Source organism: Actinomadura oligospora ATCC 43269, assembly GCF_000518265.1.
Classification (GTDB): domain Bacteria; phylum Actinomycetota; class Actinomycetes; order Streptosporangiales; family Streptosporangiaceae; genus Spirillospora; species Spirillospora oligospora.
On the sequence record NZ_JADG01000004.1, the window covers coordinates 193,101 to 207,021 of the forward strand.

13 protein-coding genes are annotated in these 13,921 nt (G+C 73.8%); 4 read left to right on the forward strand and 9 right to left on the reverse strand.

What is annotated here, in order from left to right; all coding sequences use genetic code 11:
* Window positions 1–21 precede the first annotated feature (21 nt).
* Window positions 22–591, forward strand: a complete 570-nt coding sequence (locus tag P696_RS0105410; protein ID WP_034483308.1) for a TetR/AcrR family transcriptional regulator — start codon at window positions 22–24, stop codon at window positions 589–591.
* A 57-nt stretch (window positions 592–648) separates the two neighbouring features.
* Here the strand turns inward: P696_RS0105410 and P696_RS0105415 are convergent, their stop codons facing one another.
* The 7 genes from P696_RS0105415 to P696_RS43470 all read right to left on the reverse strand — a co-directional run bounded on the left by P696_RS0105415 (window position 649) and on the right by P696_RS43470 (window position 7,364).
* Window positions 649–1,827, reverse strand: a complete 1,179-nt coding sequence (locus P696_RS0105415) for an MFS transporter (protein WP_026411523.1) — start codon at window positions 1,825–1,827, stop codon at window positions 649–651.
* A complete protein-coding gene (locus tag P696_RS0105420) occupies window positions 1,824–2,162 on the reverse strand; it encodes an ArsR/SmtB family transcription factor (protein ID WP_034483631.1) in 339 nt (112 codons plus the stop codon). The genes P696_RS0105415 and P696_RS0105420 overlap by 4 nt, the downstream gene beginning before the upstream one ends.
* A 191-nt stretch (window positions 2,163–2,353) precedes the next feature.
* A complete protein-coding gene (aroQ, locus tag P696_RS0105425) occupies window positions 2,354–2,806 on the reverse strand; it encodes a type II 3-dehydroquinate dehydratase (RefSeq protein WP_026411525.1) in 453 nt (150 codons plus the stop codon).
* Window positions 2,803–3,870, reverse strand: coding sequence for a 3-dehydroquinate synthase (gene aroB / locus P696_RS0105430; RefSeq protein ID WP_026411526.1), 1,068 nt, complete (start codon window positions 3,868–3,870; stop codon window positions 2,803–2,805). The genes aroQ and aroB overlap by 4 nt, the downstream gene beginning before the upstream one ends.
* A gap of 25 nt (window positions 3,871–3,895) precedes the next feature.
* On the reverse strand, window positions 3,896–4,411 hold the full coding sequence (locus P696_RS0105435) for a shikimate kinase (RefSeq protein WP_026411527.1): 516 nt from the start codon (window positions 4,409–4,411) through the stop codon (window positions 3,896–3,898).
* Window positions 4,412–4,419: 8 nt separating this feature from the next.
* Window positions 4,420–5,598: a chorismate synthase gene (aroC, locus tag P696_RS0105440; RefSeq protein ID WP_026411528.1), complete on the reverse strand. Its 1,179-nt coding sequence runs from the start codon at window positions 5,596–5,598 to the stop codon at window positions 4,420–4,422.
* A gap of 185 nt (window positions 5,599–5,783) precedes the next feature.
* On the reverse strand, window positions 5,784–7,364 hold the full coding sequence (locus P696_RS43470) for a M28 family peptidase (protein WP_245627514.1): 1,581 nt from the start codon (window positions 7,362–7,364) through the stop codon (window positions 5,784–5,786).
* 105 nt (window positions 7,365–7,469) lie between these two features.
* Here P696_RS43470 and P696_RS0105450 point away from each other — a divergent pair, with 105 nt between their 5' ends.
* Window positions 7,470–8,534 carry a DUF2332 domain-containing protein gene (locus P696_RS0105450; protein ID WP_051466894.1) on the forward strand — a complete coding sequence of 355 codons (1,065 nt, stop codon included), beginning with the start codon at window positions 7,470–7,472 and terminating at the stop codon, window positions 8,532–8,534.
* A 36-nt stretch (window positions 8,535–8,570) separates the two neighbouring features.
* Here P696_RS0105450 and P696_RS43475 read toward each other — a convergent pair whose 3' ends face one another.
* The gene (locus P696_RS43475) at window positions 8,571–9,848 is read right to left on the reverse strand and encodes an MFS transporter (protein ID WP_211245638.1); all 1,278 of its coding nucleotides are present in this window, start codon (window positions 9,846–9,848) and stop codon (window positions 8,571–8,573) included.
* Window positions 9,845–10,405 (reverse strand): ArsR/SmtB family transcription factor, encoded by a 561-nt coding sequence (locus P696_RS0105460; protein WP_026411530.1) that lies wholly within the window; start codon window positions 10,403–10,405, stop codon window positions 9,845–9,847. Before P696_RS0105460 ends, P696_RS43475 begins: the two co-directional genes overlap by 4 nt.
* Before the next feature lie 198 nt (window positions 10,406–10,603).
* Here P696_RS0105460 and P696_RS43480 point away from each other — a divergent pair, with 198 nt between their 5' ends.
* Both P696_RS43480 and P696_RS52075 read left to right on the forward strand, forming a co-directional pair.
* The gene (locus tag P696_RS43480) at window positions 10,604–12,046 is read left to right on the forward strand and encodes an APC family permease (protein WP_051466896.1); all 1,443 of its coding nucleotides are present in this window, start codon (window positions 10,604–10,606) and stop codon (window positions 12,044–12,046) included.
* 64 nt (window positions 12,047–12,110) lie between these two features.
* Window positions 12,111–13,823 (forward strand): serine/threonine-protein kinase, encoded by a 1,713-nt coding sequence (locus P696_RS52075; RefSeq protein WP_084336852.1) that lies wholly within the window; start codon window positions 12,111–12,113, stop codon window positions 13,821–13,823.
* Window positions 13,824–13,921 lie beyond the last annotated feature (98 nt).

The window sequence follows — 13,921 nt, forward strand, 5'->3', positions numbered from 1 at the left end:
ATGAATGTCATAATCGCTGGTATGGGTACCGACAGCCGTGAACGCATGGTGCGCAGCGCCGCCTATCTCTTCCGCGAGCGCGGCTACTCCGGGACGGGTTTCCGGGACGTCATCGCGCACAGCGGCGCGCCGCGCGGCTCGATCTACCACCACTTCCCCGGCGGCAAGGTGCAGCTCGCCGAGGAGGCCGTCCACTACGCGGGCGAGTTCCTCAACTCGGGCATCCAGGTCGCCGTGGAGAGCGGCGACGCCGCCTCGGCCGTGGACGCCTTCGTCGGCTGGTGGCGCGGCGTCCTGGTGAAGAGCGAGTTCCGCGCGGGGTGCCCGGTCGTCGCGGTGACCGTCGAGTCCCACGAGGACGCCCCGCAGCTGATCAAGGCCGCCGCCGAGGCGTTCACCCGCTGGCAGGACACCCTCGCCACCGGCCTGGAGAACGCGGGCGCCTCCCCCGCCCGCGCCGCCCGCCTCGCCACCCTGATCGTCTCCGCCGTCGAGGGCGCCACGATCCTCTGCCGCGCCGAACGCGACCTGCGCCCCCTCGACGCCGTCGTCGCCGAGCTCAAGGAACTCGCCCGCACCGCCGTCGACTGACGCGGGGCGTTCACCCGCAGGGTGCGGAGGACGGCGTCGAGGGGGGCGTTGAGCAGGTCAGACGCACTCAGGTTGTTCGGCGGGATGGACGGCACCGGGCCGGGGGGTTGCGGCGGTGGTGGCGATCCATCCGGTGAGGAGCAGGCCGAGGGCGGCGGGGGCCAGGGCCCACGCGGAGAGGTCGCCCGGATCCACACCCTCGGCGAGCAGGCTGCTGCCCGCAGCCGCGCCCGCGGCGGAGCCGAGGTACATCGCGGCCATCTGGAACGCGACGACCGGCATCGCCTGGTCGGGCCGGTCCTTGGTCAGGGCCTGCTGGAGGGTCGGGACGCTCGCCCAGCCCGCCGCGCCCCACACCGCCGCCGCGACGAGCCAGACCGCCGGGGCGTCGGAGAGCCAGAAGGCGGCGAAGCCCGCCAGGAGCGCCGTCGGCAGCGCGACGAGCAGCGTTCGGGGCCCGGACGCGTCCAGGACCCGGCCGACCAGGGCGGATCCGGCGACCCCGCCGATGCCCCACGCCCACACGAGCGCGAAGTTCCAGCCCTGGAGCCCTCGGGCCTCGGCCATGGGCAGCAGGTAGGTGTAGAGCCCGAGACTCGCCACGCCGAGGAGGAACGCTCCGCCGACCCCGACGAGGGTCCTCGGCGTCCGCAGCACCGCGAACGCCGGGCCGCGCGAGGCGGGCAGCGACGGGATCGTCCGCGCCTGGACGGCCAGGGCGACCATGCTGAGCAGGCCGATCGCCACGACCAGGCCCATCGTCCAGCGCCAGTTCAGCCGGTCGCCGATGAGCATCCCGATCGGCACTCCGGCGACCGTGCCGGTGGACAGGCCGAAGGTCACCATGGCCATGGCCCGGCCGCGTTCGTGGTCGGCGACCATGGCGGCGGCCGTCGCCGTCGCCACCGCCGTGAGGACCCCGGCTCCGGCTCCGGCGATCACCCGTGAGGCGAGGAACACCGCGATGCCCGGCGAGACCACGGTGACGAGGTTGCCGAGATTGAACACGCCGAGGGCGATCAGCAGCGCCCTGGCGGTGCTCCCCCGGACGAGCGCGCGGGACAGCAGCGGCCCGGCCAGCGCATACGAGGCGGTGAAGGCCGTCACGCACAGGCCGACCGCCGCGACGGTCGTGTCGAGCGAGGCGGGGATCGAGGGCAGCACCCCGGCGAGGACGTAGGCGTCGATGCCCAGCGCGACCGCGGCCAGGACGAGGGGCCAGACGCGGCGGATCACTCGTCCTCCCCGGCCGGGGCGGCTTCCTGGTACCCGTCGAGGACCGCGCCGATCAGGCCCGGGAACCGTGCCTCCAGGTCGTCATGGCGCAGCCGGATCAGGCACTTGCGTCCCTCGGCGCGGACGAACACCACCCCGGACTCGCGCAGGAGGCTGGTGTGGTGGGTCAGCGTCGACCGCGGGAGGTCCGGCCCCAGCTCGACGCTGTCCACCTCGCCCTCCTCCGCGAGCTTGCGCACCATCGACAGCCGCAGCGGCTCGCTCAGCGCGAACAGCACCCGCGGGATCGCGATCTCCTCGGTCGCGGGGTGCTCGTACACCCGTGCCGGCGTCATCAGGGACCACCTCATATCGTTCGACAATTATCGAACGATAATAGTGCGGGAATTCTCGAACGATCAAGCCGGGTCCCGGGTTCTTCGGATTCCCGGGTTCTCGGGGAGCCGGAGGGCGAAAAGCGACGCGGCCGTGATCACGTGTGTGATCACGGCCGCGTGAGGTGCGGGGGCGGGCGGCACCGGGAGCGTCAGGTGGAGCGGGCCTGCTCGGCGAGAAGTTCGGCGATGGCCTGGAGGGCCAGGACGTAGGACATCAGGCCGAAGCCCGCGACGGTGCCGGTCGCGACGCCCGCGACGACCGAGTTGTGGCGGAACTCCTCGCGCGCGGCGGGATTGGAGATGTGGACCTCGACCAGGGGCGCGGTGCGCTGGGCGAGGGCGTCGCGGAGCGCGTAGGAGTAGTGCGTGAACGCGGCCGGATTGAGGACGACCGGGATCCTCTCGTCGGCGGCCTGGTGCACCCAGCCGATCATCTCGGCCTCGTCGTCGGTCTGCCGGACCTCGACGTGCAGGTCCAGGCGGCGGCCGGTCTCGCGGCAGAGGGCGACCAGGTCGTCGAAGGTGTCGGCGCCGTAGACGTCCGGTTCGCGGGTGCCGAGGCGGCGCAGGTTCGGGCCGTTCAGGACCAGGACGGAGTTCACAGGGCGACCCTCCGGTAGGCGGCGGCGAGCAGCTCCTCGTCCGGGCCCTCCAGGCGGCCCGGCTTCGCGAGACCGTCGAGCACGACGAAGCGGAGCGTCGCGCCGCGCGACTTCTTGTCGATGGTCATCGCGGCGCGCAGCTCGTCCCAGGCGTCGGCGTTGTAGGCGGTCGGCAGGTGCACGGAGGCGAGGACGCGCTCGGTGCGGTCGACCAGGTCGGAGCGTCCGGCGAGGCGGGCGAGCTCGGCGGCGTAGACCATGCCGACCGCGACGGCGTGGCCGTGCGGGAAGCGGTAGGCCTCGGCCTTCTCGATGGCGTGCGCGAGGGTGTGCCCGTAGTTCAGGAACTCGCGCACGCCGCCCTCCTTGAGGTCGGCCGAGACGACGTCGGCCTTCACCTGGACGGCGCGTTCGATCAGCTCGACGGTGTGCGGGCCGTCGGGGCGGCGGGCGGCGGCCGGGTCGGCCTCGACGAGGTCGAGGATGACCGGGTCGGCGATGAAGCCCGCCTTGATCGTCTCGGCGAGGCCGCTGACGTAGTCGCGCTCGGCCATGGACGCGAGCGTCGACACCTCGCAGAGGACCCCGGCGGGCGGGTGGAACGCGCCGACCAGGTTCTTGCCCTCGGGGATGTCGATGCCGGTCTTGCCACCGACCGCCGCGTCCACCATGGCGAGCAGGGTGGTCGGGACGTGGACGACCTTGACCCCGCGCAGCCAGGACGCGGCGGCGAACCCTGCGAGGTCGGTGGTCGCGCCGCCGCCGACGCCGACGACCGCGTCCGTCCGCGTCATGCCGAGCTGGGCGAACCGGGACCAGAGCCCGGCGAGGACGCCGACCTCCTTGGCCGCCTCACCGGACGGGACCGGCAGCTCGTGGACGGCGTACCCGGCGGCGGTCAGCGCGGCGCTCACCGGGCGGACGAGCTCGGGCAGCGCCTGGTCGTGGACGACGGCGACCGTCCGGACGTTGTCGCCGAGCAGCCCCGGCAGCTCGCCGTGGACGTCCTCGCCGATGACGACGTCGTAGGGGTCGGCGCCGCCGACCCGGACGCGGCGGGTCATCGCGTCGTCCTCGGAGCGGCGCCGGTCACTCGGCGGCCTCCAGGGCGGCGACGATCTCGTCGACGATCTCCTCGGGGGTGCGCTCGTCGGTCTTGACCCGGACGGTGCCGAGCCGCTCGTAGATCGGGAGGCGCTCGGCCAGCATCTGGCGGAGCTGGCTGCGCGGGTTCAGGACGAGCAGCGGGCGGGCCTGGTTCAGGCCGATCCGCTTGACCGCCTCGGCGAGGCCGACCTCGAGGTAGACGACCGTCTGCCCGGCCTCGAGGAGCTCCTGCGTCTCGGCGGCGAGGATCGCGCCGCCGCCGAGCGCCACGACGCCCTCGTGCTCGGCGACCGCCGCGGCGACGGCGGCCCGCTCGAGCTCGCGGAAGCGCTCCTCGCCGTCGTCCACGAAGATCTCGCCGACCGGCTTGCCCGCCGCGCGCTCCACGTCGGCGTCGGTGTCGCGCAGCGGGACGCCGAGGCGTTCGGCGAGGGCGGCGCCGACGGTGGTCTTGCCGGAGCCGGGCGGGCCGATGATCACGGCCTTGGGACGGGCCATCGTTTCCTCTACTTGACGGTGAGGGAGGACAGGTATCCGGACAGGTTGCGGGCGGTCTCGGCGACCGAGTCGCCGCCGAACTTCTCCAGCGCCGCGTCCGCGAGGACGAGCGCGACCATGGCCTCGGCGACCACCCCGGCGGCCGGGACCGCGGTCACGTCGGAACGCTGGTTGATCGCCTTGGCGGGCTCGCCGGTGGCGACGTCGATGGTGTCGAGGCGGCGCGGGACGGTCGAGATCGGCTTCATCGCGGCGCGCACGCGCAGCGGCTCGCCGGTGGTCATGCCGCCCTCGATCCCGCCCGCGCGGTTGGTGCGGCGGCGGACGCCGTCCTCGGTGCTGTCGATCTCGTCGTGGGCGCGGGAGCCGGGCCGCCGGGCGGTCTCGAAGCCGTCCCCGACCGCGACGCCCTTGATCGCCTGGATGCCCATGAGGATCCCGGCGAGGCGCGAGTCGAGCCGCCGGTCCCAGTGGACGTGGCTGCCGAGGCCGGGCGGGAGGCCGTAGGCGAGCACCTCGACGACGCCGCCGAGGGTGTCGCCCTGCCGCTTCAGCTCGTCGATGTGCGCGACCATCTTGGCGGACGCGTCCGCGTCGAGGCAGCGCACGGGCGAGGCGTCCACGGCGGCGAGGTCGCCGGGGCCGGGCGCGACGTCCTCGGGGGCGTCGATCTCGCCCAGCGAGACGACGTGGCTCACGATGTCGACGCCGAGGGCCTGCCTGAGGAACGCCTTGGCGACCGTGCCGAGCGCGACGCGGGCCGCGGTCTCGCGGGCGCTCGCGCGCTCCAGGACGGGCCGGGCGTCGTCGAACCCGTACTTCTGGATGCCCGCGAGGTCGGCGTGGCCGGGCCGCGGCTGGGTGAGCGGGGCGTTGCGCGCCTGCGCGGCGAGGACGTCGGGGTCCACCGGGTCGGCGGACATCACCGTCTCCCACTTGGGCCACTCGGTGTTGCCCACCTGGACGGCGACGGGGCCGCCCTGCGTATAGCCGTGCCGGACGCCGCCGAGGATCGACACCTGGTCCTGCTCGAACTTCATCCGGGCGCCCCGCCCATGCCCGAGCCGCCGGCGGCGCAGTTCCTCGGCGATGTCCTCCGAGGTCACGCGCACGCCGGCCGGAAGGCCCTCCACGATCGCGGTGAGGGCCGGGCCATGGGACTCGCCCGCGGTCAACCAGCGCAGCATGCCCACGATCCTATTGACTCGCCGGGGCGGCTCGTGCCGCGCGTCCAACTGATGAGACCCGTCGCGGGGCCTTCGGGCCGGTGGGAGGGGGTGCCCGCCCGTCCAGCCGATGAGGGTCCCGGCATGCCCGGCCGGTGGGAGGGGGTGGCCCCGCACGGCCGTCGCCGGGCGTGCGGGGCCGGGGGTCACTCCTCGTCGGCGGACGTCGTGGCGAGGCGGAGCGGAGCGGCGGAACGCTGCTTCGCCCGCTGGGCCGCGGTGTCCGGGACGATGTCGGAGATGTCGAGGGCGAACCGTCCGGTGGCCCAGGCCATGCCCGCGCCGTTCTGCCCGTAGATCGTCCTGTTGACGTTCTTCAGGGTGTCGCAGGCCGAGTGGTAGCACCAGTCGAGCGACTGCCCTGCCTGACCGCCGAACAGCCGGGCCCAGTTCTCGGTCTTGATGAGGTTGGAGCCGCTGGTCTCGCCGCCCGCGGGGATCCCGGCGGCGATGAACGGGCCGTAGTCGGAGCGTCCGTCGAAGTCGCGGCCGACGGTCGGCAGGCCGCGCGAGCCGTGGAAGTCGGTGAGGACCTTCTCGATCTGCGCCGAGCCCTCGGGGCCCGCGCCGGCGCCCTCGTGGTCGCTGTCGTCGCCGTCGTAGACCATCCGCGCGTAGTTCGGCGAGCCGATCATGTCGAAGTTGAGGTACAGGGCCAGGTCGGCCTTGTCCTGCGGCGACAGCTGCGCCACGTAGGCGCCGGAGCCGAGGTCGCCGTGCTCCTCGGCGCCCCACCAGGCGAAGCGGACCTTGTTCTTGATCTGCTTGAAGTGCTTGGCGAGCTGGATCGCGGTCTCCAGCTCCATCGAGCTGGACGAGCCGTTGTCGTTGATTCCCGGGCCCTCGGTGACGCCGTCCAGGTGCGCGCCGAGCATGACGACGTTGTCGGCCCGTCCGGTCGGGGTCTCGGCGATCACGTTGAACGTGGTCACCTTCGTGGCCCGTCCGCGCAGGTCGACGCGGAGGGTGACCGGGCCGCGCGCCGCGTCGGCCGCGAGCGCCTGGGACTCGCCGCGGCTGACGGACGCGACCGGGATCCTGACGTCCGCCGCCGTGAGGCGGGTGCGCAGGATCATGTCCGGGTTGGGGTTGTTGGTGTTGATCAGCGCGACGGCGGCGCCCGCCTCGGACGCCGTCTTCTGCTTGATCGTGTTGCCGCAGCCGCCCGACGCGATCAGCGCGATCTTGCCGTGGTAGTCGGCCCCGGCGTAGTCGGACGCCTCGCAGCCGGGGGTCGTGTCCGTCCCGGACGGGACGACCGCGAGGGGCGCGGTGACGCCGCCTGCGGGCGTGTTCGCCGAGAACCGGGCGACCAGCGGGTGCAGCGCGCGCGTGGACGGCGCCGTCACCTCGGCCTCGGAGGCGAGGAACTCGAAGTCGTCGTGGGTGAACGGCTGCCGGGTCGTCGTGTACCCGGCGGCGTGGAGCCTGCCCTCGACGTACTCGGCGGACGCCACGTGGCCGCGCGTCCCGGACGCCCGGATCCCCTTGTTCTGGTCGGCGATCCGCTGCAGGGCCTCGAGGTGGCGCCAGGCGTTGTCGGCGTTCACCTCGCGGACGAGCTGCCGGGCGAGGCGCTCGTTCCCCTTCGATCCCGGCGCGGCGTTCGCGGCCGGGGCGATCCCGGCGACGAGTGCCGCCGCCGCGAGCATCGCGGCGGCGCGCCCGCCGCGCCATCTCGCGCGCGGGCGCGCGAGTCCTTGTCCGTGTCGGTCCGTGCGCGTCATCGCGCCTCCTTTGATCGCTCCTCGCGGAGCCCCCCGATCGCGGATGTGAGTGTTCGCGATCGTCCCAATCAAGATCGTTACGGTCAACGGGGGAGAATCGGGCCTATGGACACGATTCTCCCCTCCCGGCTCCGCGCCGATCTCCTCGCCCAGGCGGCGACCTGCGCCAAGGGCGGGTCGCCCCTGTACGCCGAGCTGTTGCGGCGCGCCGCCGAGGACGTGGACGGGCCGGTTTCGGCCGTTGTTTCGGGCCGTCCGGAAGCCGGGTGGTGCCTGCGGCTGCTCGGCGCGGTCCACCGGATGGTGCTGGAGGGCCGGGCGCCCGAGCTGGCCGCGCACTACCCGACGGCGGGCGGGACGGCCGATCCGCCGGCCGCCTGGCCCGCGTTCCGGGCACTGCTGGCGGACCGTCCGGACGAGGTGCGCGCGGGGATGGCCGGAGCCCCGCAGACCAACGAGGTCGGACGCGCCGCGCCGCTCGTCGGGGGCCTGCTGGCGATCATGGCGGCGGCCGGGGAGCGGCCCGTCCGGCTGCTGGAGGTCGGGGCCAGCGCGGGCCTGAACCTGCGCGCCGACCTGTACCGGTACGAATCGGGCAGCGATTCGGGCGAGCCGGGTGGTGAGCCGGCGTTCGGTCCGGCGGACTCGCCGGTGGTGCTGCGCGACTGCTGGCGCGGGTCGCCGCCGCCGCTGTCGGCGAACCTGGCGATCGTCGAGCGGACGGGCTGCGACCCCGCGCCGGTGGACCCGGTCGCGGACGGCGTCCGGCTGCTCTCGTTCGTCTGGCCCGACCAGCACGAACGGGTCGCGCGGCTGCGGGGCGCGCTGGAGGTCGCCGCGCGGGTCCCGGCGGCGGTCGTCCGCGCGGACGCCACGGCGTTCCTCGCCGACCTCGCGCCGCGGGAGGGCGTCGTCACCGTCGTGTGGCACTCGCTGATGTGGCAGTACCTCTCCCCCGCCGAGCAGGCGCGGGTGACGGCCGCCGTGGAGCGCGCGGGCACGGCGGCGACGCCGGACGCGCCGGTCGCCCACCTGCACCTGGAGCAGGCGGACGACGCGGACTTCCACAGCCTGCCGGTGCTGACGCTGCGCCTCTGGCCCCACGGCGGAGGCGAGCGGCGCGTCCTGGCCGACACCCCGCACCACGGCGTCCCGACCCACTGGCGCTGAGCCCCCGGCGCCAGGAACGTCCCGGGGCGGAGGCGGTCAGGCGGCGGGCGTGGTGGGGAGGTCGCGGTGGCGTTTGAGGGGGCCTATGAGGAGGAGCAGGGGTGAGGCGGCCATGGTGACGGCCATGACCCACAGGGTCGGCCGGACGCCGGCCGTCTCGCCCAGCGCTCCGCCGAGCAGGCCGCCCAGCGGGATGGTGCCGAAGTTCAGGAACATCATGCTGACGCTGACCCTGCCGAGCAGCTCGCGCGGCGTGTAGAGCTGCCGGAAGCTACCGCGGACGACGTTGCTGATCACCGTCCCGACACCGATCATCAGGCCGCCGACGACCAGCGGGGCGAGCCGTGGGCCGGGCCCGGTCAGGGGGATGGCCAGCGCGAACGGGACGGTCCCGAACAGCGCGACCAGCAGCCCGCGGGCGGTGCCGAACCGGTTCGCGACGCGGGTGGCGGACACGGCCCCGATCACGCCGCCGACGCTGATCCCCATCATCAGCAGGCCGACCACGCCGTTCGCCACGTCCAGCTCGCGGACCAGGAACACCACCAGCACCGCCTGGTAGGCGATGAAGGCGAGGTTGAACACGGCGCCGAACAGCGCGAAGACCCGCAGGTAGGGGTCGCCGGTGACGAACCGCAGCCCGGCCAGGATGTCCCGGCCCAGGGACGCGCGTTCCCGGGGCGTGACGGGCTCCTCCTCGGCCCGGACGCCGAGCAGGCACAGCGTCGAGACGGCGAAGGAGGCCGCGTCGGCGACCAGCCCGCCGAGGACGCCGAGCGCCTGGGTGATCGCGCCCGCGAGCCCCGGGCCCGCGACCTGCGCGAACGACTCCGAGCCCTGCATCTTGGCGTTGCCCGCGGCCAGGTCCCGCTGGTCGAGCAGCGAGGGCAGGTAGACCTGGTAGGCGGTCTGGAAGAACACTCCCGCGACGCCCAGGAGCAGCGCGGTCGCCGCCAGCTGCCAGAAGGTGAGGACGCCCAGCCAGGCGGAGACCGGCGCGCTGAGCAGCAGCGTCATCGACGCCAGGTTGCAGACGATCATCAGGGGACGGCGCGGCATCCGGTCCACCCACGCCCCGGCGGGCAGGCCGACCAGCAGCCAGGGCAGCCAGGTGGCGGCCGTGAGCAGGCCGACCTGGAAGGTGCTCGCGTGCAGCACGCCGACCGCGGCGAGCGGGATCGCGACGCCGCTGACGCCGCTGCCGATCTTGCTGGTGGTCTCGCCGATCCAGAACAGCCGGAAGTCGCGCGCCGGCCGGGACGGGGACGCCGCGTCGGTCCCGGCGCCGGTCGCGGTGGTGAGGACGCCGGTCACGGGGTGGCCGGCATTCCGTAGGCGAAGGCCAGGACGGCCGGGCGCTCGCGACCGTCGTCGGGGATCTCGCGGGTCCCCCACCTCAGCAGGACGGCGATCAGCTCCTGTCCCATCTCCTCCAGCTCCTCGGGGGTGAGCCGGAGCCAGCGGTCGGCGACGAACGCCGCGTCCACCCACTCCGGGGGCTGCTCGGTGAGCAGCCACTCGCGGGCGGCGGCGGTGTGCCGGTCCAGCAGCATCGACTGGACGGTCTGGGCGACCAGCGCGCCCGCCGGGTCGGAGGCGTGGTCGCTCTGCTGCCAGGACAGGTTCGGCGAGGCCCGCCGCCACCAGCGCTCCCGCCGGTCGCGGGCGAGCTCGGGCGCCTCCTCGATGATCCCGGCCGCGCCGAGCACGCGCAGGTGGTGGCTGACGTTGCCGACCCCCTGTCCGGTGCGCTCGGCGAGCGTGCTCGCGGTCGCGGGGCCGTAGGCGCGCAGGATGTCGGCCAGCCGCCTGCGCAGCGGGTGGGCGAGCGCCGACAGCCGCTCGGAGTCCTTGATCCGGTCTTCGGTCATGCCGGAGATCATGACATGCACAAGAGGCTTTGTACAAGATCTCTTGTGCAATGCCCGGGGATTCGAGGTCGCGCAGGTCAACGCGCCGGGGCGCGGGGTCCACCGGAACGTTCGCCGGACAGGCGAGACTGGGCGCGACGCAGGTCGAGACGGCCCCGCCGGGTCGTCTCGGCCGCCGTCCACGCCCTGGAGGGACCCTTGTCCGAGCGAACACCCGGGCTGCGCCGGGGCGCTCTCGGCGCGGTCGGCGCGGCGGTCATCCCGATGGCCTTCATGGCCCCCGCGACCGCCGTCTTCTTCAACACGCCCCTCGCCGCGGAGGCGGCGGGGTACGCGCTGCCGCTGGCGGTCCTGCTGGCGATGGTCGTGTGCCTGCTGGTCGCGTCGGTCATCGCCTCGTTCGCCCGCAGGCTGCCGACGGCGGGATTCGCCTACACCTTCAACGCGCACGGCTTCGGCAGGCGCGGCGGGTTCGCGTCCGGGTGGCTGCTGCTGCTCGCGTACGGGATGGTCGCGCCGATGGTGCTGCCCGCGATCGGCTCCAGCACGCACGACTTCCTGCGCGCCGAACTGGGCTGGAACGTTCCGTGGTGGGCGCTCACGCTGGTCTACGGCGCGGTGGTGTGGCGCATCAGCGCGCTCGGGGTGTCCCAGTCGGCGAAGACCGCCCTGATCTTCCTGGTGCTGGAGCTGGGCGTCCTGCTCGCGCTGTTCGGCATGATCTTCGGCGGGGGCGGCGCGGACGGGGTGAGCCTCGCGCCGTTCAGCCCGTCCTCCTCGCCGGACGGTCTCAGCGGGCTCGGCAAGGGGATGCTGTGGGGCATCCTGATGTTCATCGGGTTCGAGTCGGCGGGCACGCTCGGCGAGGAGGCCCGGTCGGCGAGGCGGGCGATCCCGGTCGCGCTGTTCACCGCCGTCCTCGCGATCGGCGCGTTCTACGTGCTGGCCGGGTTCGCCGCCGCGACCGGGTTCGGCGAGCACGGCGCGCTGCGCACCGACGCCGAGCCCTGGACGACCCTGATGCGCCGCTACTGGGGCCTCGGCTGGCTGCTCGCGCTGACCGTGCTGAACAGCCAGTTCGCCAACCTGATCTCCAGCGTCACCGCGCAGGTCCGGGTCATCTTCGCCATGGGCCGCGAGGGCCTGCTGCCCCGCGCGCTCGGCACCGTCGGCCACGGCCGGGTCCCGCAGGCGGCGCTCACCTGCTCCATGCTCGTGTCGCTCGCGGTGTCGCTGGCCGGCGGCCTGTGGATCGGCCCGCTCGGCATGTACGGGTTCGCCGGGCAGATCGTCGGCGTCGCGATGGTGCTGGTCTACATCTCGATCAGCGTCGCGCTCGTCCGGTACTCCCGGCGCGAGCACCGCGCCGAGTTCTCCGCGCTACGGCACGGCGTGGTGCCGGTGCTGGCCGCGCTGCTGCTCCTGCTGCCGGTGTACGGGCAGCTCGTCCCGCTCCCGGACGGCCCGAACCGCGTCGCGCTCGTCCTGATCGTGGCGTGGATGGCCACCGGCCTGGGCTACCTCGCCTGGATCGTCCGGAAACGTCCGTCCCTGCTGGAGGCCATGGGCCGCGTCTGGACCGAGGACGGCGCCCCCGCCGACACCCCGGACCCGGACACCCGCGCCACGGCGCGCTCCTGAGCGACACCGCCGAGATCCTGCGCTTTGTGGATCTTGGAGGCGGTTTCTGGTGGGATGTCCGTCCATGAAACAGGGGACGATTCTGGGGGCCCGCTACCGGCTGGACGCACCGCTGGGGCGCGGCGGAATGGGCGAGGTGTGGCGCGCGACCGACGAGCGGTTGCGGCGGTCAGTGGCCGTGAAACTGATCCGCGCCGAGATAGGGGACGACGAACGGACGAGCGCGCGCTTACTGCGTGAGGCGGAGACGGCGGGAACGCTCCAGCACCCCGGCATCACCGTCGTGCACGACGTCGGCGAGCACCGGGAGGCGGGCGTCCGCGTCCTGTACCTGGTCATGGAGCTGCTGGAGGGACGTGACCTGCGGGCCGTCCTGGACGGCGCGCCCGGCGGGATGCCCGTGCCGCGCGCCGCGTCGCTGACCGCCCAGGTCGCGGACGCGCTGGCCGCGGCGCACGCGCGCGGGGTCGTCCACCGGGACGTCAAGCCCGCGAACCTGTTCCTGCTCCCCGGCGACCGGGTGAAGATCTGCGACTTCGGCATCGCGCACCTGGCGGACGCGGCGACGCGGCTGACCATGGAGGGCGGGTCGGTCGGCACGCCCCGGTACATGGCTCCCGAGCAGTTCACGGGCGGCGAGAGCGGACCGCGCTCCGACCTGTACTCGCTGGGCTGCGTCCTGCACGAGCTGCTGACCGGGGCCCCGCCGTTCGCCGGGACGGGCGCGCACCTCATGTACCAGCACATGCACGAGCCTCCGCCGCCGCTTCCACCGCACGTGCCGGAGGGCCTCGGACGTCTGGTCCAGGACCTGCTGGCCAAGGACCCGGCGGCGCGTCCGGGATCGGCGGCGAACGTCGCGGACCGGCTCGGCCCGTACGCGGCGGAGCAGCACCGGGGCGTCGTGAGCTTCCCGGGCGTCGCGCCGTCGGCTCAACCGACCGTCACCGACGGAGCGATGACGGTCCCGGCGTTCACGGGCGCCCCGAAGCGCTCGCGCAGGCGGCCGGTGATCGTGGCCGTCGCCGCGGCGACCGCCGTGGCTGCGGCGGCGGTCGCCGGGACGGTGGCGCTGGCATCGGACAAGGGGAGCCACCGGACGGCCGCGGAACCGACCAAGCGGACGTCCGCCACCGGGGCCCCCGCCGCATCTGGCCCACCGAAGCCGGTGGCCGATCCGTACTGGCAGGTTGTGGTCTCGCCGGACTACGGGGTGGCGTACGACGTGCCGTACGGGTGGCAGCTCGAGGCCCCCGGCACCTTGATCGGCTACGGCTCGGCCAACGGCGACGCGAAGATCGGCGCGTTCTCGGTCGCCCACGTCAAGCAGGAGAACGGCAGTGGGGACGGCTGCTACCTGTCGCTCGCGGGCGTCCGCGGTGGGAAGGGGCTGGCGCCGACCGACCCGGCGAGATCGGCGGCGCTGGCGAAGGAGGCCGACACACAGGCCCGGACGTGGGCGCACTGGGTGTTCGGCACCGACGCCAGGGCCCCGGTCCTGGACGCCGGGAAGAAGCGGACGCTCACCCTGCACGGCGGCATCCAGGCCCAGGCCGTCACCTACACCGTCCTGTCGGTGCCGTCGGTGCACGACGCGTGCAACGCGGTCCGTCCGGGCGCGCGGCTCCACGTCCTCACCGCGACACCGAAGACGCCCGGTTCGACCGGCCTCCCCCTCTCGTTCGCCGTCTTCGGGGGCCCGAAGATCCGGGATGCCCCGCCCGAGACCCTCACCAAGATCTTCCAAAGCCTCCGGCCCTACCCGGCCACCGGCTAGAGCGGTCTCGGCGGTTCACTGTCAGGAGGCGTGCGGGCCCTGGCCCGCACGCCGGGTCGGCCCAAGGCCGCCGGACATCGTCACGACGGTGTCCGGCG